Genomic DNA, 24,033 nt, shown 5'->3' on the forward strand with positions numbered 1-24,033 from the left:
AACCACGCAAATCCCCCCGTGACCTTCGTCGTGGCGTGCGTGGCCTAGCGCGAGTACAGGACGATGCGGTCGGCATGCCGTTCGGCGCGCACCGGGAATCCCTGTTCCAGCAGATGCGCGAAACCCTCGGCGTTGGACCAGCGGAAGTTGCCGCCCACGCGCAGGTCGGCGACGGCGTCGTCGCCCAGTTCCAGCTTGCGGGTGTTGAAGCGGTTGAACTCCGCGGCGGCCTCGGCCAGCGAGGTGTCGTCGAAGGTCAGGAAGCCGTCGCGCCATTCCAGATAGCGCTCCGCCTCGGCCACCGGCAGCGAGCGCACCAGCACGCCGTTGCGGCCCGCCGTGGCCACGCTGCCGGCCGGCAGCAGCGACACCGGCTGCGCGGGGCCCTCGCGGCCGGCACGGCTTTCCAGCCGCACCTTGCCTTCGGTCACCACCACCCGCACCGCGTCCGGATCGCGGCGCACCGAGAAGCGCGTGCCCACCGCCTGCACGCGCCGGCCTTCGGTTTCCACCACGAACGGCCGCCGCGCGTCGTGCGCCACATCGAAGAAGGCTTCGCCCCGGGCCAGCGCCACGTGCCGCTCGCCGCGACTGATGCGCACGTCCAGGCGGCTGTCGCTGCTCAGGGTGGCGGTGGAGCCGTCGGGCAGCGTCACCGTCTGGATCTGGCCGACCGTGCTGGCGTACACCGCCTGTTCGCGGCCGCTCAGTTGCCAGCCGCCCCAGGCGACCGAGCCGAGCGCCAGCAGCGCGAGCGCCGCCGCCACGCCCTGCGGCCAGCGCCGGCGGTGGCTGCTGCGCTCGCGCGGTGCGAAGGTGATGTCGCGCAGGTCCGGTCGGGCGTCGGCGGGCATGTCCTCGGCCTCGGCCATCGGCGTGCTGCGCGGCGGCAGCGCGCCGGCCGGCACGCCTGCGCCGAGCGCCTGCAATCGACCGGCTTCGGCCCAGGCGGACTGCAGCCGCAGGAAGGCGACCTTGTGCCGCGCGGATGCGGCCAGCCAGGCATCGAGCGCCTGCTGCTCCTGCGCCGTCCAGTCGTCCGCGTCGCGGCGGGCCAGCCAGTCGGCGGCCCGGGCCTCAATCTGTCTGCTGTCGGTCATGCGCCTCGTCCTCGTCCATGACGGGCCGGGCACGTCGCCCGTCCAGCGCGGGCACGGCGTCGCCGCCGTACAGATGGTCGGCGAGCAGGCGCATCCCTTTGGCCAAATGCTTTTCCACGGTCTTCTCGCTGATGCCCAGTCGGCGGGCGACGTCCTTCTGCGGCAGTTCCTCCACGCGCCGCAGCCATACCACTTCGCGGCAACGGTCGGGGAGCCGGTCCAGGGCCTCGACCACGCGCTTGAGCGCCTGGCGGGTCCCGGTCCACCGCTCGGGCGACACCTCGTCGATCAGGTAGACGTTCGAGGACTCGAAATCACCCACTGGCTCGATCGACACCACGCGGCTGCGGCGCAGGCGGTCGGTCATCAGGTGGCGCGCGGTGGCGAACAGGAAGGCCTTGGGCGTGTCCGGACGGTTGCGCGCCGCGGCCTCGTAGACGCGCGCGTACACCTCCTGGCGCAGGTCGTGCCACTCGTCGCGGTGCGGCCACGCGCGCTGCAGGAACAGCGCCAGCGCGCGTTCGTGGATGAGGACTTCGCGGACGAACCAGTCGTCGAGTTCGGTGGACATGGCCGCACTCTATCCCAAGCGAAGCGCCGATCCGCATGGGGGAAGACGGCCGTCGCTTCGTCTCCACAAGGCATCGGTGCGTGGCATCCTGCCGCGACCTTCGACCCTGGGAGTACGGCATGGTGTCTGTCTTCGGCCTGTTGCGGCGCGGCGCGGTCTGCGTGGTGGCGCTCGCGTTGTCCTTGCCGGCACTCGCCGCCCAGCCTGCGCATTACGTGCTCGGCGATGTCAGCGCGAAGACGCCAGGACAGGTGCAGCCCGGCCTGCTGCTGATGGGCGGCGGCGACCGCAATTTCGATGCGCTGCGCTGGTTCATGCAGAAGGCGGGCAACGGCCACATCGTGGTGCTGCGCGCGTCGCAGGCCGGCGAGATCGGCGAGGAATTCTTCAACGAGGTCGGCGGCATCGCCTCGGTGGAGACCTGGGTGTTCAGCGACCGCGAAAGCGCCAGCGATCCGGCCGTGCTGCGTAGCCTCAAGCGCGCCGACGGCATCTTCCTGGCCGGCGGCGACCAGTCGCGCTATGTGCGCTACTGGCGCGGCACGCCGGTCGGCGCCGCGCTGGATGCGCACGTGCGCGCCGGCAAGCCGCTGGGCGGCACCAGTGCCGGCTTGGCGATGCAGGGCGAGTACCTGTACGGCGCGATGGATGGCGGCAGCCAGATCAGCCCGCGCGCGCTGGCCGATCCGCTCGGCCCGGACAACACCATCGAAACGGATTTCCTGCAGCTGGCGCTGCTGAAGGGCGTGATCACCGACACGCACTTCAGCGAACGCAATCGCCTGGGCCGCCTGATCGCCTTCGTCGCCAAGGCCGAATCGATCGCGCAGCGCCCGCTGATCGGCCTGGGCGTGGATGAAGACGCCGCCGTCGCCGTGGAAGGCGATGGCCGCGCACGCGTGTATGCCACCGCGACCGGTGCCGGCGCGACGGTGGTGAAAGGCGGCTTCGCGCAGAAACAGGTCGAAGACGAAGCGATGAAGCTCGATCGCGTCGACACCGTCATCGCCGGTGTCGATTCCGTGCTGCATCTGCCCAGCGGCCGCGTCGACAAGCCTGCCGCCGAACGCCGCTACGCCGTGCGCGATGGCGTGCTGGTCGCATTGGATGCGCCGGTGCTGGTGATCCATGGCGGTGCAGGCGTGGAGCGCGCCGGCATGACACCCGCCGACGAAGACGCCGCCCGCAAGGCACTGGAAGCGGCGCTGCGTGCCGGCCATGCGCAACTCACCGCCGGCAAGCCCGCGCTGGAGGCGGTCACCGCCGCCATCACCGTGCTGGAGGATGCGCCGCCGTTCAACGCCGGTCGCGGCGCGGTGTTCACACACGACGGCAAGAACGAACTCGATTCGTCGATCATGGATGGCGCCACCGGCAAGGCCGGCGCGGTGGCCGGCGTGCACCGGGTCAAGAACCCGATCACGCTGGCGCGTGCGGTGATGGAGAAATCGCGCCACGTGATGATGGTCGGCGGCGGCGCGGAAGCGTTCGCCAAGGAGCAGGGCGTGACGCTGGTCGATCCGTCGTACTTCCGCACCGAAAAGCGCTGGCAGCAGCTGCAGAAGGCGTTGCAGGAAGAAGCGCAGGCGCAGGCGAGCAACACGCCGCTGGAACTGCCGGGCAAGGCCTACTTCGGCACGGTCGGCGCGTTGGCGCTGGACGCGAAGGGCCACCTGGCCGCGGGCACGTCGACCGGCGGCATGACCAACAAGCGCTACGGCCGCGTCGGCGATGCGCCCATCATCGGTGCGGGCACGTGGGCCGATGATCGCTGCGCGGTATCCGGCACCGGCTGGGGCGAGTACTACATCCGCGCCGCTGCCGCGCACGAGGTCTGCGCGCGCGTGCGCCTGGCCGGGCTCAGCATTGCGCGTGCGTCGGACGCCGTGATCAACCGCGACATCCCCAAGGCCGGCGGCGACGGCGGTGCCATCGCCCTCGGTGCAGACGGCAGCATGGCGTTCCCGTTCAACACCGAGGGCATGTACCGCGGCTGGATCGGCACCGACGGCGTGCCGCACGTGGCCATCTACAAGGACGACCCGCTGCCTGCGCGCTGAGGGCGGATGGCGGTATGCTCCCCGCGTCGACAACGGGGAGCAGGTGGCATGAAGCGACTTGTAGGGATGGGGTTGTTGTCCGTGGCGTTTGGCGCCGTGGCGGGGGACAAGGCTGCAGAGCCGGTCAGGTTCTTCGCCAATGCGCGGGTCGTGCTGGATGCGCAGGGCGTGCCGCAGCAGGTGGAGGCGAACGAGAAGCTGCCGCCGGCCGTCCGCGCGGCGGTCGAGCAGCGCGTGATCCAGTGGCGCTTCGAGCCGGCGAAGATGGGCGGTGTCGCCAAGCCGGGCGTGACGCACGTGTTCCTGGATGCCTGCGCGATGCCTGCCGCGGACGGCAACATGACGCTGGCCATGGACTATCGCTCCAACGGTCCGGGCCTGGCGGGCGGCGCGACGCTGGTGGCGCCCCCCATGTATCCGGTGAGCGCGGCGCGCTACGGGCAGGAAGGCAGCTTCAATGTGTTCATGCGCATCGGTCCGGACGGTCGCGCATCGATCGAGCGCATCGAGCCGGTGGCCGGCAAGGTGAAGCCGTTCGAGAAGACGCTGCGCGACTGGGTGGGCGCGATGCGCTATGTGCCCGAGGTGGTCGACGCTGTGCCCATCGCCACGCAGATGTCGATGCTGGTGGACTTCAAGCTGGGGGGCGGCACCCTGCGGCAGGCGGCAAGGGAGCGCCTTGAAAAGGACCGGCAGTCGCCGCAATGCCAGGCGGCGGCCGGCGAAGGCGCCGATCCCCGTCGCCCCGTCGTGCTCGACTCGCCCTTCAAGCCGATCACGACGAGCTGACGTGCGCCGTCGCCAAATCAGGAGATCCACGATGAAGCCATGGTGTGCATTGGGCCTGTTGCTGGTAGCCGGATCGGCTTTTTCGGAAGGCAAGACGGATCCCGTGCTGTTTCCCGCCACGGCGAGGATCGCGCTGGACGCCGAAGGCGTCCCCCGGCAGGTGCAGGCCAATCCGAAGCTGCCCGTGCCGGTCCGCGAGGCGATCGAGCGGCGCGTGGCGCAATGGCGTTTCGAGTCGGCGCTCGTCGACGGGGTGGCCAAGCCGGGCATCACCCACGTCAGGCTGCAGGCCTGCGCGATTCCCAAGCCCGATGGCAGCCTGCACATCGGCATGGACTACCAAGGCAACGGCCCGGGCTACGCCAACGACGCCTTGCGACTGCCCCGGCTGCCTTATCCGCCCGCCGCGATGCGGTCGGGGGCGCAGGCCAACATCAACCTCGATGTGCGGGTGGGCGAGGATGGGCTGGTCACGCTGCAGTCGATGAAAGCCACGCGCGGCTCCGTGAAGGACTTCAAGGCCATCCTGGAAGCCTGGGTCGCGGTGATGCGTTACGTGCCCGAAGAGGTGGATGGTCGGCCCATCGCCACCCAGGTGCGCATCCCGGTCAGTTTCTACTTCAGCGAGCGCTCCCAACGACGGGAGTTGCAGGCTTCGGCGGCCCGCACGCCCGAATGCGTCGCCGCCGCCGGCCAGCCGAGTGAGCCGGCGGATCCGGTCGTGCTGGACTCCCCCTTCAAGCCGCTGCAAACCGGCTGACCCCTGCGGAAGCGGCCGCCGACGGCAGCCGCGACCCCGCCCCCCAGAGAGGGGGCTCAATGTGACCCATGTCGCAAATGTGACTTCTGTAAGTTAAGATACAGATCACATTTGCGGTCGACCCCTCCTTGCCTGGACGGCGTCCTGGGTCGGCTTGCCACAGGGGGCAAGCAATAAGGTCCGTGTCGGATGGACCTGCGGAGCGCCTCTTCCACAGAAGCGTCAGGGGATCCGTTCGTCGATGTCGTACCACGCTATTGATGCCTTGCGTCCGCAGGGCGCACGTTCTGCACGTCTGCCGTCCTCCCTCGTCTCCCGCCCCGCCCGCGCATCCCGTGGCCGGCAACGCCGTGCCGAGCAGGCCGGCCTGCTGCTCGCCGGCCTGCTGGCGGCAGGGTCGGCGCTGGCGCTGATCACCGGCACGTGGACTACCAACGGGTCCACCTCGGCCAGCACCACGCTCGACGGCATCACCGTCACCTGGACCGGCACCTCCGACCAGAACTACAGCAGCGGTACGTTCAACGGCACCAACGGCGGTCGCTGGTCCGACCCCTACGGCGAAACGGTGAACGGCGGCCGGTCGCTGACCCTGCTGCACGAAGTCAGCAGCCGCAACTACACCATCACCTTCAGCAAGCCGGTGGACAATCCGGTGCTGCATGTCGATCGCCTGGGTGGCGCCATCGGCTCCGATCCCAACAGCTCGCGCTGGACGCTGAACAACGCGGTGTCGCAGGGCGGCGCGGTGTCGCTGACCCGCCTCAGCGGCAATCCGCAGTTCCTGGTCAACGGCAGCACGTTCGTGCGATCGACCGGCAGCGGGTTCTCGGGCACGGCGGATGCCGAATGCCGTGATGGCAATGGAGCGTCCGTCGCCCGCGGCACTGCGTGCGGTTCGATCCGCTTCAACGGCACCGGCGTCACCAGCCTGACGTTCAACGTCGGGCTGCAGGGCCCGAGTGGTGGCGACGAACTGGAACTGCGCTGGAGCTTCGAGGGTTCCAACGTCATCGTGCGCAAGCAATCCGCCGGCGGCACCGGCACGTTCGGCATCACCGCCAGCAACGCGCTGTCGCAGAGTTTCAACCTGACCACCACCTCGCAGAACACGCCGGTGGCCTCCGCCACGTACCCGGTGACCAACCATGCCGCCGCGATCACGCTGACCGAGACCACGGTGCCGTCGGGCTACGTGCTGACGGCCGGCAGCTGTACCGACCAGGGCAATGCCAGCGTGCCCGCAACGGTCAACACGGCGACGCGCCAGCTGACCATCGCCGCCGGCGCCTACCGCGCCAACCAGACCATCACCTGCACCCTGACCAACAGCGCGACCGCCACGCTGGCACTGGCCAAGACGTGGGTGGATGCGGCGATCAACGACACCGCGCTGCTGTCGGCCACCGGCGGCGCCAACAATGCCGCGCTGTCGTCCACCGCCAACAGCGCGTCCGAAACCGATACCGGCACCGCGGTGCAGGTCGTGCCGGGCAACGTCATCACCCTCGCGGAAACGCTGGGTGCCGGCAACGCGCGGAGCTACACCGCCAGCGCCTGGTCGTGCAGCGGCGGCAGCCTCAGCGGCAACACGCTGACCCTGACCGGCGCGCATGCGGGCCAGGCCATCGTCTGCACGATCACCAACCGCGCGCGCGTGGCCGACGTGTCGGTGGTGAAGTCGGCCGCCGCCGGGCCCGCCACCAGCGGGCAGGTGAAGACCTTCACCGTGGTCGTATCGAACGCCGGTCCCGCCGCCGCCGATGGTGCCGTGGTCAGCGACACGCCCGGCGCCGGCCTGACCTGCCCGGCGGCAGGCAATCCGATCACCTGCGCGGCCAGCGGGGGCGGCGCCTGTCCGGGTGCGGGCACGCTGCCCGGCCTGGTCAGCGGCGGCGTGGCTGTACCCGTGCTGCCGTCCGGTGGCGTGGTGACGTTCACCGTGCCCTGCCAGGTGAGCGCGAGCGGGTTCTGACCCGGCGGCGCGCTTCCCAAGCGCGTGCCGAGTCTCCATGATGCGGCTCCGTTCTCCGCCGCCTCCCTGACGCAATGAGTCGTACTGCCTGGCTGTGGGTGGTGGTGGTACTGACCACCATCGCCCTGGCCGCGACCTTCCTGGTCACGCCGCGTTTTCCCGTTCCCGTGCCCGAAGCCGGTCCGCCCGCCACCGCGTTCGGCTGGAGCGGACAACTGTCCCTGGTCGCCGGCGATGGCGTGCGCGGCACGCGCGACGGTGCCGGCCCGCAGGCGCGCTTCGACGATCCCTGGGGCATCGTCGTGATGGAAGACGGCACGCGCTACGTCGCCGATGCCGGCGACAGCAACCGGATCCGCCGCATCACCCGCGATGGCGTGGTGTCGACCCTGGCCGGCGGAAGCGAAGGCTTCATCGACGGCACCGGCGCGGCGGCAGCGTTCCACACGCCGTCGGCGCTGGCGCGCGATGCCGCGGGCAACCTCTACGTCGCCGACACCGGCAACCACGCCATCCGCCGGATCACCCCGGACGGCGTGGTGACCACGGTGGCCGGCACCGGCACGCCGGGGTTCCGCGACGGTCCCGCACGGCAGGCGCAGTTCAACGGCCCGATCGGCGTGGCGGTGGATGGCGGCGGGCGCCTCTACGTGGCCGACACCTACAACGACCGCATCCGCCTGATCGATCGCGATGGCAGCGTCACCACGCTGGCCGGCGGCGATGCGCCGGGTTTCGTCGACGGTTCGGGGCAGGAAGCGCGCTTCGATACGCCCACCGCCATTGTCGTGGACGCCACCGGCGTGGCCTGGATCGCCGATCTGCGCAACGACGCCATCCGCCGCCTCGGGCGGCAGGGCGGGGTCAGCACGCTGCCGATGCAGCCCGACCTGCCGACGCAGGCTGGCCCGCGCCGACCGCTGTCGCTGGCGCTGACGCACGACGGCCATCTGTATGTCGGCGAGCTGTTCACCGGTCGGGTGATGCAGGTGATGCGGGATGGTCGCTGGCACGCGCTGGCCGGCCACATACCGGGGCAGCGCCTGTCGCGGACGGCGGGACTGGCGGTCGACGCCGCAGGGCAGGTGCATGTTACCGACGCGGGCAGCCATCGCGTGCACCGCATCGCGGCGCTGGCGGACGGCGCCCTGCCGGCACCGGCGATTGTCGGTCCGTCGGCGGACGATCCGCTGCCGCAGACCGCGGGCCGCTGGCCACTGGCACCGCAGGATGGCTGGCACGAAGTCGTCGGCACGCTGGGCGAAGTGCGCGGCGACTACAGCGGCGAGAGCCGCCACCATCTGCACGGTGGCCTCGACATCCGCGGTGATGTCGGCGCCACGGTGCTCGCCATCGCCGACGGCAAGGTCAGCAGCCCGTCTGCCGCCTGGAACTTCAACGGCCTCAGCGAAGGCCTGGGCCTGGGCGCGCTGGACTACATCCACATGCGCGTTGGCCGCACGCCGCGCGGCAACCTGCTCGATCCGGTCCGTTTCCAGTTGCTGCATGACCTCAGCGGCGACCCCAGCCGCATCCGCGTGCGCCGCGGGACGCGCTTCGCCGCCGGCGACGCGCTGGGCACGGTCAACCGCATGGCGCACGTGCACCTGTCGATCGGGCCGTCGGGCTACGAACGCAACGCCATCGCGCTCGGTTTCGCCGGCTTCACCGACGCCTATCCGCCGCGCATCGACGAGGTCGCCCTGTTCGACACGCTGGACCAGCCCATCGACCAGCGGCAGGAGGGCCGCGTGCTGGTGCCGCGCGACCTGCAGGGCGTGCGCATCGTGGTGGACGCGTGGGACCAGGTGGACCGCAACCTGCCGCGGCGCCGGCTCGGCCTGCATGCGCTGGGCTACCAGCTGCTGCACGACGACGGCACGCCGGTCGCCGGCTTCGAGACGCCGCGGATGACGCTCGATTTCCAGCGCCTGCCCTCGGACGATGCCGTGCAGGTCGCCTACGCTCCCGGCAGCGGCATCACCGTGCACGGCAGCGCGGTGACGCGCTTCCGCTACAGCGTGACCAACACCGTCCGCGATGGCCAATGGGCCGAAGGCAGCTGGCAGGTGGGGGCGTTGCCGCCCGGCGACTACACGTTGCGGATCACTGCCCGCGACTACAGCGGCAACGAAGCCCAGGCGCGCCGCGATTTGAAACTGCGCCTGCAGTAGGGCGGGCCCAGGCCCGCCGTCGTCCCTCTTCTGTTGCCCGCGGTCTCTTGCAAGGGATCGTGTCGATCCGCGCCCGCCCGGATCGTCGCTGTCCTGAAAGCGGCCGGAACCCCCGGTCCGCACGACGGGAGAGCGCAATGCGCGTCATGGTCATCGTCAAAGCCAATGCCGATTCGGAAGCCGGGCGCATGCCCGACACCGACCTGCTGGCGCAGATGGGCAAATTCAATGAAGCCCTGGTCAAGGCCGGCATCCTGCTGGCCGGCGAAGGCCTGCATCCGACATCACGCGGTGCGCGCGTGCGCTTCGACGGCAGGCAGCGCACGGTCATCGACGGCCCCTTCGGCGAAACGAAGGAACTGGTCGCCGGATTCTGGCTGTGGCAGGTGCGCACGTTCGACGAAGCCATCGAATGGATCAAGCGCGCGCCGTTCGATGGTGGGGAGGAGATCGAACTGCGCCCGGTCTTCGAGGCCGACGACTTCGGCGACGCCCTGACCCCGGAACTGCGCGAACAGGAAGCGCGCATCGCCACACAGATCCCTTCATCCACTGAACGTTGAGGTCCACAGCATGACTACGCAGATCTTCGTCAATCTTCCCGTACGCGACCTGCCGGCGTCGCGCGCCTTCTTCGGCGCGCTGGGCTACCGCGCCAACCTGAAGTTCACCAACGACGACGCGGCCTGCCTCGTCATCAGCGACACCATCTACGTGATGCTGCTGGTGGAGCCGTTCTTCCAGGGCTTCACCCGCAAGACGATCTGCGATGCCCGCACGCACACCGAAGTGATCCTCTGCCTGTCCGCCGACAGCCGCAGCGCTGTCGACGTGCTGGTGGACAAGGCGCTGGCCGCTGGCGGCAGCGAGCCGATGGAGGCCAAGGACTACGGCTTCATGTACCAGCGCAGCTTCCAGGATCTCGATGGGCACCTGTGGGAAGTGGTGCACATGGATGAGGACGCGATGCCGGCGGATTGATGTACATGAATGTAGGTGTGGAATCGATGGCGCCGATGCGCGAGCGCTTGCGGACGGGGTGCATCTTTCGTATAGATGTCCCCGCACGCGCGACACGGGAGCTCATCGGATGCAGGGAAGGAAGCCGCCAGTCTCGAGACGTTCGCCGCGCCACGCACGTTCGCTGGCGCTGGTCTCGGCGATCATCATTTCAACCGCAGGATGCCAGGGCATGGCGATGACGCAAGAATCGGGGCATGGAAAGGCTGCTGGAAAGATCGACAACACCGTCGCCGACTGGCCCTTGACGTTCGTCAGGCACAACTTCGGCGCCACCAGCTATTCGACTTACGGCTGCAAGGTGGTCTACAACGGATTCGTGCACCTGTCGGAAGAGGACGGCGTGCTGCAGACGTCGTCTGCACGCGCGCATCCTGATTCGCTCAGGAAGACCTCCGCCGGTTACCTTGGCGTCAAAAATTTTCCTGCGCCCGCAAAGGTCACCTGGCGATCCGCCGACGGCGTCGCCCACGAGGCTGACGTGGACATCGGCGCAATATTCAAGGACCGGATGATCCTGCATCAGGTACCACGAGAGGACATTCGTGAAGGAGTTTCGATCACGGATCCCGACATCATCCTCGAAGTGAACGACCGCACCATCAATGTGTACATGCGTGCATTCGTTCCTACGCGTCAGCTGCAGATTCCGGGCAATCGCTACAGCGGCCATCTCGATGATCTCGTCCTGGCCTGGACCAGAACGTATTGATGCACTTCCACGGAGTGGAGCATGGGCGGGGAACGACATCCTGATGGTGTGAGTACGGCGCCGGCGTCGGTCGCGGATCTCGCGAGCTTTCGCGATGCCAGTGAACAACTGCAAACATTCTCCGCGCCCGTCCTGCATGACGGCAGCCGGCATGTAGACCGCCTGTTCGTCGCGTCATTCGACGGTACCGGTAACAGCATGCTCAAGGATGCGCCGGAGAATCACACGAATGTGGCGTTCATCCACGGTCAGATCAAGTCACTGGAAAAGCGATCGCTGGCGGAACACGGAAGCACCACGGTCGCCGGCGGCTACGTAGAAGGTCCTGGAACGCAAGGTGGACTCGGCGGAGGCATCGACCTCATCAAGGGACATACCTACGAGTCGCGCATGGAGGACATGTACCTCCAGTTCGTGAAGCAGTCCGCCGCCTGGTTGAAGGAGAACCCGGACGCGGACATCCGCATTGCCGCCATCGGATTCAGTCGTGGCGCGGAACAGGCGGCCGGTTTTACCCGGTTGGTCGAAGAGCGCGGCATAAGGAACCCGGAGGGTGCGCAAGTGACGCGCGATGGGGACGGCCGTGTGCTGCACGTCGACTACATCGGCCCACCGCTACGCGAACCCGGCACCATCATCCAGGCCGTCGGCCTGTTCGATCCGGTCGGCACGGGTGAGCCTCGCGACCACGACCGCCGTCTCCCGTCATCGGTGGTATCGGGCTTCCAGATCACCGCCGACGATGAGCGTCGCAACCTGTTCCCGTCCACGCGCCTGCTCGATCCCGGCGTGACCGATGGTGGGCGGTTCCTCAATGTCACCGTGGCCGGCGCGCACAGCGACATCGGTGGCGGTTACACGCAGGACGGCCTCGGCATCCGCAGCGGCAACCTGATGATCGATTACCTCAACGGCCTGAGCGGCCGGCCGTTCCTGGACAAGCGTGAAGAACCGGACGATCCCGCGCGCAATGTGATCCATCGCTCCGAGGAACACCAGTTCTTCTATGGCACCTCGATCTACGACAGCGCAGGCACGCGTGGGACCAGAGAAGAACTGGCGCCGTCGAACCTGTGCAGGATCGATTGTCTGGATGCGCTGCCGCGCAATGAAGCGCTCGCCGCGGGACTGGCATGGCGGCCGGTCGTCATCGGCCCGGTGCCGACGACCCGTCCGGAGGCGCAGACCGTCGCACCGGAGGCCGGCATGGTCGAGCGCCTGCTCGACGCTGCGAAGCGGGGCGATGGCAGCGCGGTCGAGCAGATTTCCCGAGAGCACCTGCAGGGAGACATGGGGCAGGCGTGGCTGCGCGCCGGGCAGCAGCGCCTGGAGACCGCCACCCTCGAATCGGGGCCCGTCGAGCGACAGCAGGAGCCGGCCGCGCTCGCGCGCTGAGGCACGTCGCGCAATGGCGTGACCGTGTGCGCTTGTCCGCATCCATGCCACTGCGCTTTAATCCGTGCGGGGATACGCGATGCCAAGGGAGGCATCCATGGGGTGGGGAACACGGAGTGCGGGCATCCTGCTGGGATGCCTGCTGGCGCCGCTGGCGCATGCGCAGGTCGACCTGGAGCTGTTCCTGAAGAAGGACGTGCTGCAGACGCTGAAGATCTCGCCCACCGGCGACTACTACGCGATGACCGTGCCGCTGGAGGATCAGACCATCCTCGCGGTGGTGCGGCGTGCCGACCAGCAGGTGACCTCGAAGATCACCGCCGGCAGCGACAGCGTCATCAGCAACGTGTGGTGGGTCAGCGACGAGCGCGTGGTGGTGTCGGTGGCGAAGAAGTACGGCTCGCGCGACCGGCCCTACCCGACCGGGGAGCTGTACGCCACCGATGCTGACGGCACCCACCGGCGCCAGATCTTCGCGCGTTACGGGCTGGATGCGACGCAGGTGCAACCGCGCGCGGCGTACCTGATCGACACGCTGCCCGATGATCCGCGCAAGGTACTGGTGGGCATGTATGCGCTGGACACGTCGACGCCCAGCACGAGGGTGGAGCGGCTGGACGTGTTCAACGGCAGCATGGACACCGTGGCCACGGCGCCGGTGCGCAGGGCCAGTTTCACCGTCGACGCAGCCCGCCGCGTGCGCTTCGCGCTCGGCGCGGGCGACGACAACATCAGCAAGCTCTACCACCGTGCCGACGACAGGTCGCCGTGGACGCTGGTCAACGACCAGGCGAAGTCGGGCTTCGTCGAATGGCCCCTGGGCCTGTCGGCCGATGGGCGGATCGCGTACCTGCAGGCGCAGCAGGCGGACGGGCCGGACGCCATCGTGGCGCTGGATACCGTGGCCGGCACGCGCACGCAGGTGCTGCGCGATCCGGTGGTCGATCCGCACGACATCATCTATGCCGATGATGGCCGCACGCCGGTGGGCAGCTTCTTCATGCACGGCAAGCTGCGCACCGCATTCTTCGACGAGAAGTCGCCGACCGCGCGCCTCTACCGCAAGCTGGAGCGCTCGTTCCCCGGCGCGTCCATCGCCATCACCTCGGGCACGCGCGATGGCCGGCTGAAAGTGGTGCATGCCTGGAGCGATACCAGCCCCGGCGATTTCTTCCTGTTCGACACCACCACCAATTCCGCCGACCTGATCTTCAGCCGGCGCAGCTGGCTGGATCCGGCGGTGCTGGCGCCGAGCGAACTGGTCACGCTGCGCGCCCGCGACGGACTGACGCTGCATGGCTACCTCACGCGTCCGCGCGAGCGGCGCGATGCGCCGATGCCACTGGTGGTGATGCCGCATGGTGGGCCGTTCGGCCTCTTCGATGGTTGGGAGGTCAACGACGAGGCGGAGATGCTGGTGCGCGCGGGTTATGCCGTGCTGCGCCTGAATTACCGCGGCTCCGGCAACTACGGCCGCGCGTTCCAGCAGGCCGGCGCACGGCAATGGGGCCGCACCATGCAGGACGATCTCACCGACACCACGCGCTGGGCGATCGAGCAGAAGATCGCCGACCCCGCGCGCATCTGCCTGTACGGGGCCAGCTACGGCGCCTACGCCTCGCTGATGGGCCTGGCCAGGGAACCGGACCTGTACCGGTGCGCCGCCGGCTACGTGGGCGTGTACGACCTGGCGCTGATGCACAAGCAGGATTCGCGCGACAGCCGCTCCAGCCGTACGTGGACGGAGGACTGGATCAGCGACGACCGCGCCAGCCTGGCGCAGGTATCGCCCACCGCGCTGGCGCAACGCATCCGTGCCCCGGTGTTCCTGGCCGCGGGCGGCAAGGACGAGATCGCCCCGCAGGCGCACAGCGAACGCATGGAGAAGGCGTTGAAGGCGGCCGGCGTGCCGGTGGAGACGCTTTACGTGCGCACGGAAGGACACGGTTTCTACAGCGAAGCCAACCAGCGTGCGTACTACACCCGCCTGCTGGAGTTCCTGTCGCGCCACCTGGGCGGCGCGAAGGCGAAATAGCTCAGGCGCCGACGCGCCGGCGTACGGCGTCGAAAGCCATTCTGACTCTGTTTCGGGGACGGCTCCGCGCAGCGGGGCCGTCCTCTTCTTGTCGTATGTCTCTGCCGCACTCACCTAAGGTGCCATCGATCTTCGATGCGGCCACTCATGACGTGCGCTGATCGTGCACGGCAAGCCGAAGTGAGGTGGTGGGCGTGCCGCACGAGAAGTGATTCGAGCTGGCGCTGACTGCGCTGCCGAAGACAAGAAGGCAGAGGATTAGCAGAGCGTCTGCGGGCAATCGTCGTAGTCAACGACCAATGGGAGGTTCATGCATTTACTTGGCGCAGCCTCTTCACCGTTGCCGTGGACCGCGTTATGTTCGCCACCGCGCCGAACCAGTGTGGGGCACTGTCGGCGCGTGCGAGCTTGCCCAGCGTCTCAACCTAGAGGCAATTGGCCTCGGCACTCGCAAGGGGTGTGTTTTCGTGCCGCGACATGGATCAAAGGGGTGTTCAGGATGAAGTCTAGGCTGGCGATGGTGGCGGTTCTGCTTGCTTTCGTGGCAGTAGCGGCGACCGCTCAGGACAGCAACAAACCTTGGGAGGAGTACAGCAGCCTCATCAAGAGTCGGGAGGCGGTTGGCGCGCTGGGGCCTGACCTGTTTGGTGACCAGGTCAGTTTTTCGAGCGGTGTCCTGTCCTTCAATGCCACTGACGTATCGGTTCCTGGAAATTCTTCGTTGCCGGTGGCGGTATCGAGAAGCTTCACAGCAGAGAACCGGCGTGGACGTCTCAACGATGCGCCCTTCGCCGATTGGGAGATCGAGCTCCCGCGGATTGAAGGTGTCTACGCGGCTGCGACCGGGTGGGTGAGCGGCAGCCCTTACACGCCTCAGCAGCGCTGCAGCGTGACTACTACGAACCCCGCGATGCCGCCGGGTCAAACCATAGACACGGTGTCGTTCCACGCGCTGGATTACTGGCAAGGCCCGCGCCTTGCCATTCCGGGAGGGAGTAGTGGAGACCTGATGCTGGTCCGTGCCGGGGTGCCCCAGCCGGCGACCGGAGGACCTTACTACTGGACCACGTCGGACCGCGCCCATGTCTCGTGTCTTCCCACGATTCAGAACGGGTCGGGTGAGGGCTTCCTGGCGATAACGCCTGACGGTACGAAGTACTGGTTCGACTGGATGGCTGCGTCCCAGCGGGCGAGGCTGCAGAAGAAGAAGCAAGGCAGCACACACTGGGGCAACGATACGACCAAGTATCTCCACCGAAACATGTATGGCTTGTACGCCACCCGAGTAGAGGATCGATTCGGAAACTGGGTCACCTACAGCTATGGTAATGCGGCAGCAGGTCCGGTCCGACTGAACTCCATCCAGTCCAGTGACGGCCGTTCCATCTCGGTGTCCTACAACGCGGAGGGGCAGGTCGCACAGATCTCCGCCCATGGACAAGCATGGAACTACGGCTACAGCGGCGGTCGCCTGGCGTCCGTGACGCTGCCGGACGGCTCGTCGTGGAGTTTCAGTCTTGGCACTCTCGCGGCTCTGGCCGTCGATTATTACGAGGGCGAGCCGGGTGAGGCTTACCGCGACTGCCTCCATCCGGGTGAGCCTAGGTCGCCAGCGCGCAGCGCGACAGTGACCCATCCTTCCGGCGCGGTTGGTTCATTTGTCTTGGAGCCTCGGCGATTCGGGCGAACCAACGTGCCCCGGTCGTGCGATGGCGGTGGCACGCCATCCTTCCTGGGCGATGATGTTTCGTACTATCCCGTTGCCTACGACCACTATGCCCTGACCAGCAAAAGCGTTTCCGGTCCCGGGCTTGCAAGCCAGACATGGAGCTACAGCTATCAGGTCGCTTACGGGTTCGCGCCGGACGTGACCAGCGGCACCATCCAGACGGAAGTCCTGGCGCCGGACGGCAGCAAGACACGCTACGTCTTCGGCAATGTCTATCGGGGCAACGAGGGACTGCTGCTTCGCAAGGAAGTGATTACGCCGACGGGCGTGGTGTTGCACCAGGATGTATCGACCTACGAGCTCGCTGAGTCCGGCATGCCCTATGCGCCCCAGGTCGGGACCACGGTCAATATCCGCACAGACAGCTACACCAGCGAGTTCATCCGTCCTTCCAAGTCCAGAGTGATCACCCAGGATGGCGCAACGTTTGCCAACACGGTGACAGCGTACGACGGAATGGCGCGCGCGGCGTCTCAGACGCAGGCGGGTCCTTCGGGCACGCGTACCAGCACCACCGAATATGTAGACGAACCCAATCTCTGGGTGCTGGGAAGCGTTGCCAGGACGACCTTGGCAGGCGTGGAAACGGCGAAAACCGAGTTCGGCTGGAAACACCTGCCATGGAAGCAGTACTCGTTCGGGAGACTGCGATACACCCTTGGGTACGAAACTGCCGCCGTTGGCCAGTTGGGCACACTGAAAACGGCAGCAGATGGCAATGGACATGTGACGACGCTGGAGAGCTGGAAGCGCGGCATTCCGCAGTCGATCAGGCATCCCGCCACGCCGGAAGCCTCGGCAGGAGCGGTCGAGTCGGCGGTGGTCAACGACCTTGGCTGGATAACGTCGATCACCGATGAGAGCGGCTCAAAGACCTGCTACGCCCATGATGAGATGGGCCGCATTTCGCAGATCACCTACCCATCGGAAAGCGTGGCGAACACCTTCGATACGACCACGTGGGCCGCCACGACGCAGGTGTTCCAGCCCGTCACGGTCGCCGAGTACGGCATTCCAGCGGGCCATTGGCGACAGACTACCAGCACCGGAAACGCCCGCAAGATCACTTACTACGACGGATTGTGGCGCCCGTTGGTGACGCGCGAATATGATGCAGCGAATGAAACGGGTACCAGGCGCTTTCAACGCTTTACCTACGATCACGATGGGCGCACGACGTTTGCATCCTATCCGGGCGAGACGGATGCATTAACGACGGGCACGTGGACCCTGTACGACGCGTTGGGGCGCCCCACATCTACCAGCCAGGACAGCGAGCTTTCTCCGGGCCTGCTGACAACCACAATCCAGTACCTGACCGGCTTTCAGCAGCAAGTCACGAATCCCCGCGGCTTCTCTACCGTGACGCAGTACCAGGCCTTCGATGTGCCGACCGCGGACTATCCAAGCGTGATCACCCAGGCGGCGGGTGTGGATACGTCGGCAACCGAGATCCATCGGGATGTCTTCGGCAAACCGTTGCGTATCCGCAAGCGGAATGCGGATGGCAGCCTCTTCGTGGATCGGCATTACGTCTATCACGCCAATCAGCTGCTCTGCAAAGTTATCGAACCTGAAACGGGCGCGACGGTCATGGGGCACGACGGCGCGGGGAACTTGACGCACAGTGCGACCGGCCTGACAGGTTACGGCGATCTCAATCATTGCAATCAAGCGGAGGCCTGGGCGAGCGGACGCGCGGTCGTTCGAGCCTACGACGCGCGTAATCGTCTGAAGACGCTGACCTTTCCCGACGGCCGCGGCAACCAGTCATGGGAGTACTTCGCCGATGGCCTTCCATCCAAGATCACCACGCATAATGATGCCTTGGGTGCGGGGATTGTCGAGAACGCCTATGTCTACAACAGGCGCAGGCTGCTGACAGGAGAGAGCCTGACCCAGCTCGGCTCGTATACATGGGGCATGGGCTATGCCTATGACGCCAACGGCAGCTTGTCCACGCAGACTTATCCTAGCGGACTCGCCATCAGTTACGCTCCCAATGCGTTGGGGCAGGCCACAAAGGCGCAAAGCCAGTCGGGTCAGCACTACGCTTCGGGAGCAAGTTACTACCCGAATGGCGCGATCAAGCAGTTCACCTACGGCAATGGCATCGTGCACTCGATGTCGCAGAACGCCCGTCAGCTGCCGTCGGATGTCGTGTCCAGTGGCGGCGTGTTGCATGACCGTTATGCCTATGATGCGAATGGCAATGTGTCGAGCATCCTGGATGTACAGAATGGGGGCCATCTCGGCTGGTCGTTGCGCAACCGCTATTTGAGCTATGACGGTCTGGATCGTCTGACGGATGCGGGTTCCGGTAGCTTCGGCGGCGATCACTGGCACCGCTTCTCCTACAACGCGTTGGACAACATGACGTCGTGGAAGCTGGCGGGGGTCAAGGACTATGCAAGCTACGTCTACGACGCCAGGAATCAACTCGGGCTCATCAGGAACAGCGCTGGCGCGGCCATTGTCGGCTTCGGTTACGACGCGCAGGGCAACGTAAACAACAAGAACGGACAGCTATACGATTTCGATTTCGGCAATCGCCTGCGCGCCTCCACCAACCTCGAAAGCTATCGCTATGATGGCCATGGCCGTCGCGTGCAAGCCATCAATCCCGCGCAAGCCGCCATCCGTTCGATGTATGGCCAGGACGGCGTGCTGCGCCGTCAGGAAGATCAACGGACAGGCAAGAACCACGAGTACGTTACGCTGGCGGGGAGCGTCATCGCACGCATTGCCACCGTCGTGGCGCCCTCAGTGCCCACGTTGTCTGCGCCAAGCTACAGCAGCAATGGCACTTACACCGTAAGTTGGTCGGCAACCGCGACGGCAACCAGCTATGAACTGCAGATCAGCGCCAATGGCGGCAACTGGCTGGGTGCCTACGCTGGCCCGCAGACCTCGTATGCAGTCGGCGGACAGGCAAGTGGCTCCTATGCGTACCGCGTAAGAGCGTGCCAGGCGAGTACCTGCAGTGGATGGAGCAATACCGGCACCACGACGGTGGTGCTGCCGCCCGGTAGTGCGCCGAGCCTGTCGTCGCCGACGTCGGCGCCCGGGGGTAGCTACATGGTGAGCTGGACCGCCGTCGCCGCTGCGTCTACGTATCGCCTCGAGGAGAGTTTCAACTCGGGTGGGTGGACGGTGGTGCAGGACATCGCTGCACAGAGTCGCAACTACAGCAGCCGGCCTGCCGGCAGCTACCAGCACCGCGTGGTTGCGTGCAATCCTGCCGGGTGTGGGCCGTACTCCAATACGGGTACTACGCAAGTGATCTATCCGCCTGCCGCGCCCGCGTTGTCGGTGCCGCAGGCCAGCTACACGGGCAGTTATACGGTCAGCTGGAGTGCCGCAGGCGGTGCGACGAGTTATCAGCTGGAAGAGCAGGTCAACGGTGGAGGCTGGACGCTTGTGTACAATGCAGCGGGCACAGCGCACGGTGTGTCCGGCAAGCCGGCCGCCGTCTACGGCTACCGCGTGAAGGCCTGCAATGAAGCGGGCTGCAGTCCCCTCAGCGCGGTAGGCTCCATCACTGTGACGTTGCCGCCCGCTGCGGCGCCGGGTATCAGTTCGCCGTCCAGCGTCGCGGTGAGCAATTTCACGGTGACATGGAACGGTGTGGCCGCAGCGACAGGATACGAGTTGCTGGAGCGGGTCAACGGCGGGGGTTGGAACGCCCTTTACAGTGGTGCAGCCGGAAGCTATGCGTTGACGGGCAAGGCCAACGCCACGTACGGCTATCTGGTGCGTGGGTGCAATGTCGCAGGGTGTGGTCCATGGAGTGCCGAGACCTCCACGGTCGTCAACGTGCCGCCCCCTATTCCAGCGCCGCCCGGGAATTTCACCGGGGAGCGTGACGTCTTGGATGACGTAAGGCCGATCCGGTACACGTACTTCGTGACCTGGTCGGGGTCGTACGGTGCGACCTATTACGAGTTGCAGATCACGTACGGGCAGGGCGGCACATCGCTACTCAATATGGGGGGCACGACCAGCCATCAGCAGACCGGGGGCGGAAATCGCTCGTACTTGGTCAGGGCGTGCAACAGCAATGGATGCTCCGCGTGGGCAGGACCGGTCTCGCTATGAAGACGTTCTCACTGATGCGCAAGCTGATCGTCGTGGCGTTGATCGCCATGGGGCAGTGGGCTGCCACGGAGTCTGCGGTGGCGCAGACGGTCGTGGAGTATCTGCATACGGATGCGTTGGGCAGTCCGGTCGCGGTGACCAATCAGGCCGGTACGGTCATCGAGCGGAGCGACTACGAGCCGTACGGCGCGGTGATCGGCAAGCCCAACTACCAGGGCATCGGCTACACGGGGCATGTGCAGGATGCGGCCACCGGGCTGACGTACATGCAGCAGCGGTACTACGACCCGCAGGTGGGGTTGTTCCTGTCTGTAGATCCGGTGACGGCGCATAGTGAGCCGGTGGGGATGTTCAATCGGTATCGGTACGCGAACAACAATCCCTATAGGTTCACTGATCCAGACGGCCGCATAACAAAAGAGATGAAGCGACAAGGGTTTGAGGAGATCGGTGGACGATATGCTGTGAGGGTCGACTCATTCAATCTTGAGGGTGGGGAGTCAAGGTTTGAAGTTCATGTATACAGGGATACTAAAGGCCTCGCGAAGGCTGTTGAATCCGGAAATCTTTCGGATGTTCGTGCCTTGGAAGTAAATACACTTAAGCAGGACGGCTCCTGGGGTAAGCATGGGAAGCCCTCAGAGGCGCCGGATCTAGGGGAGGAAGGGCAGAAGGGGCTTAATAAGGTTGTTCAGCGCGAGCTGACCAGTCGAGGTATGGTCGTCGAGGGGCCTGACAAGAAGTTGCAGTTGAGGGAGCACCTGAGAAGGAACCTGGGCGGCTATGGTCGCTACCTTGGGCCTGCGGGTGTGATGTTGGAGTACACAAGGAGTAGTCTTGATCGTGCTTGTGAAGTTCATCCATCAGATTCATTGTGTAAATAATGAAATTCAAATTCTTAAGAAATATCGGCGGTCCCACAAGTTGGGACGGTTCCGATTTCTTTTCCTACAGACGCTCAATATTGGATGAGTTGCCTACGTCGCTCCAGAGCATGACGGCGCTGGAGCGTTACCAGCCTGGAGAGGAGAATTCATTCTGGAATTCGGAATTGGTAGGTGCTTGCATGGAGAGTGATTCTTTACGACTCTCATTTGTGAGCTACAGCCATGAGAGGCGATTCGAGTTTACTTACACTGCGATCAAGAGAGTTTGGTCCGACTATCAGGATCTGCGAGCGGTTCCCTCAATGGCGATTCAAGAACTTTGTTGGCTACGACGAGTGAGGCTGTATCGGCATGCCATTGCTAGTCCATTCGGAAGATATTTAGTGGTCTACTGTGCTTCAATGGATTTTTCGGAGTCTCGATTCAATTAAGTGTCTTTGGTGCTAGGGTGAATGAGTTTTTCGCACCCCAGCGCGCCGCAAAGATGATTGGTCTTAGAGCCTCGGCATACTGGACTGGCCAGATTTCCGTGGACACTCAATCGCCGCTGATGGATCGGCTGAAGTTCTGCGGGTGGTGTAGATCACACGCCGACAAACGGGGTCAGAATGGAGTGATCCCGCTTTTTCAGGCGCCGACGCGCCGGCGGACTTCGTCGAAGTCGCGCACCGGCCGCACCTCGATGCTGCCGGTACCGACCCACGGGAATTCCTGTGCGATCTTCACCGCCTCGTCCAGGCTGTCGGCCTCGATCAGGTTGTAGCCACCGAGGATTTCCTTGGTCTCGGCGAACGGGCCGTCGACCACGCTGGTGCGGCCGTCGCGCACACGTACGGTGCGTGCGCTGCTGCCATGTTCCAGCTGCTGCGACTCGATCAGCGTGCCCTGCGCCTTCAGTTCATCGGCGTGGGTGATGCAGCCGTGCATCATCCGGTCGAACGCGCCCTCGGGCAGCGCTTCCAGCAACTGGTCGTCCGTGTAGATCATCAACAGGAACTTCATGCGCCCTCCCGGCGTGCCGTGCAGGCCGGGATTGTGCCACGCGATGATGTCCAGTCCCCGTGTCGGGGCGCGACCGCGCTCACTCGCCGGCGGGTGAGCGGTACCAGGCTTCGACGGTGCCCTTGATCTTCATCGTCATCGGATTGCCGCGACGGTCCTTCGACTTGCCGACCGGCACGCGCACCCATCCCTCGCTGACGCAATACTCCTCCACGTTGTCGCGCTCCACGCCGTTGAAGCGGATGCCCACGCCGCGGTCCATCGCCTCGGCGTCGTGGAACAGGCTGCGTGGATCGGAGGCCAGGCGGTCGGGAGGCGTGTCGGACATGGGAAGACGTCGTGCAGGGATCGGGGACGCAAGGATAACCGAAGGCCGGTATTCACCAGGCCACGCGGTTGCGGCTGCAGGCGAGCGTGGCCTGCAGGGTCAGCCGGCCGTGGCGTGGATCGGCGCTCAGCCGCGCCGCGTCGGGGATGGCGGGCGCGCGGAAGGCGCCGCCATCGTGGATCAGCAGGCGGTTCCATCGCGCCGGCACAGTCAGCACGTGGGTAAAACTGGCGCTGGACGCCTGCGGATACCCGGCGGTGAGCGCATGCCGCACGGAGAACGCCTCCGGCGACAGCGCCTCGGCATCGTGTTCCAGCTGTTCCACCTGCTGCGGCGAGACGCGCGGCAGGAAGAAATGCGTGCCGCCGAGCGCCGGGTCGTGGAACAGGAACAGTTCCGCCACCACCATGCACTGGTCCGGCGCGAACGCGCGCAGCCGACGCGGTTGCCAGTGCGTCGGTGCGAGCTTGTCGGCGGGGGATGTCACCAGCGACAGGCGGCTGGCGCTGCGCAGCACGCGGCGCGTGCCCAGCGTATGGCGGGCATGCTCGCGCACCACGTCATGCAGCAGTTCAGTGAATTCCTCCGGCATGCGCAGGTGTACGCCAGGGAACACCGCCGGCGGCGCCGGCTGAAAATCCTCGCGATAGGCTTCGGCGAAGGCGGGCAGACGCTCCGGTGCCAACAGCGCGTCGTCGATGACGATGCATGCATGGCCGTGGCCGATCGGCATCTGCTGGACCACGGGACGCGGGTTGAACATGGCGCGGCCTCCCCGGCGGGCCGGCGCGCAAGCCGGCGCCGCCACGATAGACCTTGCGCGCGGTGGAGACAAAAAAACGCCGGGGCGGCCCACCACGACCGCCCCGGCGTGTGCTGCCGTCGAGGAATTACGGCATCAGCACCTTGTCGACCACATGGATCACGCCGTTGCTGCCCTTCAGGTCGGCGGCGGTCACCTTGGCCACGTTGCCCTTGGCATCGGTCACGGTCACGCCGCCATCCACCACCTGCGCCTTCAGCTCACCGCCCTGCACGGTCTTCAGCGTGGCGGTACCGCCGCTGGCCTGGATCTGCTGGGTGAGGGTGGCGGCATCCACGTTGCCTGCGACCACGTGGTAGGTCAGCACGGAGGTCAGGTCGGCCTTGCTTTCCGGCTTCAGCAGCGTGTCGACGGTGCCGGCCGGCAGGGCGTCGAACGCGGCGTTGGTCGGTGCGAACACGGTGAACGGACCGGCGCCCTTCAGCGTATCCACCAGGCCGGCGGCCTGCACGGCAGCGACCAGCGTGGTGTGGTCGGGCGAGCCGATCGCGGTGTCCACCACGTCCTTCTGTTCGGCGGCCGGCATGGCGCTCTCGGCCGGCGCGGGGTCGCTGGCCTCGGCCACCGGCATCGGC

Annotated in this window: 18 protein-coding genes and 1 pseudogene; 13 read left to right on the top strand and 6 right to left on the bottom strand. The window is 66.2% G+C overall.

Going from position 1 to position 24,033, the window contains the following annotated elements:
* Positions 1-44 precede the first annotated feature (44 nt).
* Entirely contained in the window at positions 45-1,100 is a 1,056-nt protein-coding gene (locus MMG85_RS14995) for a FecR domain-containing protein (protein ID WP_241046753.1), read from the bottom strand.
* Entirely contained in the window at positions 1,078-1,671 is a 594-nt protein-coding gene (locus MMG85_RS15000; protein WP_241046754.1) for a sigma-70 family RNA polymerase sigma factor, read from the bottom strand. Before MMG85_RS15000 ends, MMG85_RS14995 begins: the two co-directional genes overlap by 23 nt.
* Before the next feature lie 314 nt (positions 1,672-1,985).
* On the opposite strand from MMG85_RS15000, the pseudogene MMG85_RS15005 reads away from it, so the two are divergent.
* The 13 genes and pseudogenes from MMG85_RS15005 to MMG85_RS15065 form a co-directional block, all read left to right on the top strand.
* Positions 1,986-2,549 (top strand): annotated as a pseudogene (locus MMG85_RS15005) (cyanophycinase); the annotation flags it as partial.
* A 201-nt stretch (positions 2,550-2,750) separates the two neighbouring features.
* A complete protein-coding gene (locus MMG85_RS15010; protein ID WP_241046777.1) occupies positions 2,751-3,731 on the top strand; it encodes an isoaspartyl peptidase/L-asparaginase in 981 nt (326 codons plus the stop codon).
* 48 nt (positions 3,732-3,779) lie between these two features.
* Entirely contained in the window at positions 3,780-4,520 is a 741-nt protein-coding gene (locus MMG85_RS15015) for a hypothetical protein (protein WP_241046755.1), read from the top strand.
* A gap of 49 nt (positions 4,521-4,569) precedes the next feature.
* Entirely contained in the window at positions 4,570-5,280 is a 711-nt protein-coding gene (locus MMG85_RS15020; RefSeq protein WP_241046756.1) for an energy transducer TonB, read from the top strand.
* A gap of 241 nt (positions 5,281-5,521) precedes the next feature.
* Positions 5,522-7,255 (top strand): DUF11 domain-containing protein, encoded by a 1,734-nt coding sequence (locus MMG85_RS15025; RefSeq protein ID WP_241046757.1) that lies wholly within the window; start codon positions 5,522-5,524, stop codon positions 7,253-7,255.
* 74 nt (positions 7,256-7,329) lie between these two features.
* Positions 7,330-9,429, top strand: coding sequence for a gluconolaconase (locus MMG85_RS15030; protein WP_241046758.1), 2,100 nt, complete (start codon positions 7,330-7,332; stop codon positions 9,427-9,429).
* Between the two features lie 137 nt (positions 9,430-9,566).
* Positions 9,567-9,992: a YciI family protein gene (locus tag MMG85_RS15035; protein WP_241046759.1), complete on the top strand. Its 426-nt coding sequence runs from the start codon at positions 9,567-9,569 to the stop codon at positions 9,990-9,992.
* A 10-nt stretch (positions 9,993-10,002) separates the two neighbouring features.
* Positions 10,003-10,410, top strand: a complete 408-nt coding sequence (locus MMG85_RS15040) for a VOC family protein (protein WP_241046760.1) — start codon at positions 10,003-10,005, stop codon at positions 10,408-10,410.
* A gap of 211 nt (positions 10,411-10,621) precedes the next feature.
* Positions 10,622-11,161 carry a hypothetical protein gene (locus tag MMG85_RS15045; RefSeq protein WP_241046761.1) on the top strand — a complete coding sequence of 180 codons (540 nt, stop codon included), beginning with the start codon at positions 10,622-10,624 and terminating at the stop codon, positions 11,159-11,161.
* A 21-nt stretch (positions 11,162-11,182) separates the two neighbouring features.
* Complete coding sequence (locus MMG85_RS15050; protein ID WP_241046762.1) at positions 11,183-12,556, top strand: DUF2235 domain-containing protein; 1,374 nt, start codon at positions 11,183-11,185, stop codon at positions 12,554-12,556.
* A gap of 97 nt (positions 12,557-12,653) precedes the next feature.
* Positions 12,654-14,591 (top strand): prolyl oligopeptidase family serine peptidase, encoded by a 1,938-nt coding sequence (locus MMG85_RS15055; RefSeq protein WP_241046763.1) that lies wholly within the window; start codon positions 12,654-12,656, stop codon positions 14,589-14,591.
* Positions 14,592-15,090: 499 nt separating this feature from the next.
* Complete coding sequence (locus MMG85_RS15060; protein ID WP_241046764.1) at positions 15,091-20,418, top strand: RHS repeat protein; 5,328 nt, start codon at positions 15,091-15,093, stop codon at positions 20,416-20,418.
* A gap of 14 nt (positions 20,419-20,432) precedes the next feature.
* The gene (locus tag MMG85_RS15065; protein WP_241046765.1) at positions 20,433-21,302 is read left to right on the top strand and encodes an RHS repeat-associated core domain-containing protein; all 870 of its coding nucleotides are present in this window, start codon (positions 20,433-20,435) and stop codon (positions 21,300-21,302) included.
* 630 nt (positions 21,303-21,932) lie between these two features.
* On the opposite strand, the gene MMG85_RS15070 is transcribed toward MMG85_RS15065, so the two are convergent.
* The 4 genes from MMG85_RS15070 to MMG85_RS15085 all read right to left on the bottom strand — a co-directional run bounded on the left by MMG85_RS15070 (position 21,933) and on the right by MMG85_RS15085 (position 24,029).
* A complete protein-coding gene (locus tag MMG85_RS15070; RefSeq protein WP_241046766.1) occupies positions 21,933-22,307 on the bottom strand; it encodes a YciI family protein in 375 nt (124 codons plus the stop codon).
* Between the two features lie 79 nt (positions 22,308-22,386).
* Complete coding sequence (locus tag MMG85_RS15075) at positions 22,387-22,635, bottom strand: DUF3297 family protein (protein WP_241046767.1); 249 nt, start codon at positions 22,633-22,635, stop codon at positions 22,387-22,389.
* 52 nt (positions 22,636-22,687) lie between these two features.
* A complete protein-coding gene (locus tag MMG85_RS15080; protein ID WP_241046768.1) occupies positions 22,688-23,398 on the bottom strand; it encodes a DUF6445 family protein in 711 nt (236 codons plus the stop codon).
* Between the two features lie 127 nt (positions 23,399-23,525).
* Positions 23,526-24,029: a fasciclin domain-containing protein gene (locus MMG85_RS15085; protein ID WP_241046778.1), complete on the bottom strand. Its 504-nt coding sequence runs from the start codon at positions 24,027-24,029 to the stop codon at positions 23,526-23,528.
* Positions 24,030-24,033 lie beyond the last annotated feature (4 nt).

Origin of the sequence: Pseudoxanthomonas sp. LH2527 (assembly GCF_022539275.1) — a bacterium.
Lineage (GTDB): Bacteria > Pseudomonadota > Gammaproteobacteria > Xanthomonadales > Xanthomonadaceae > Pseudoxanthomonas_A.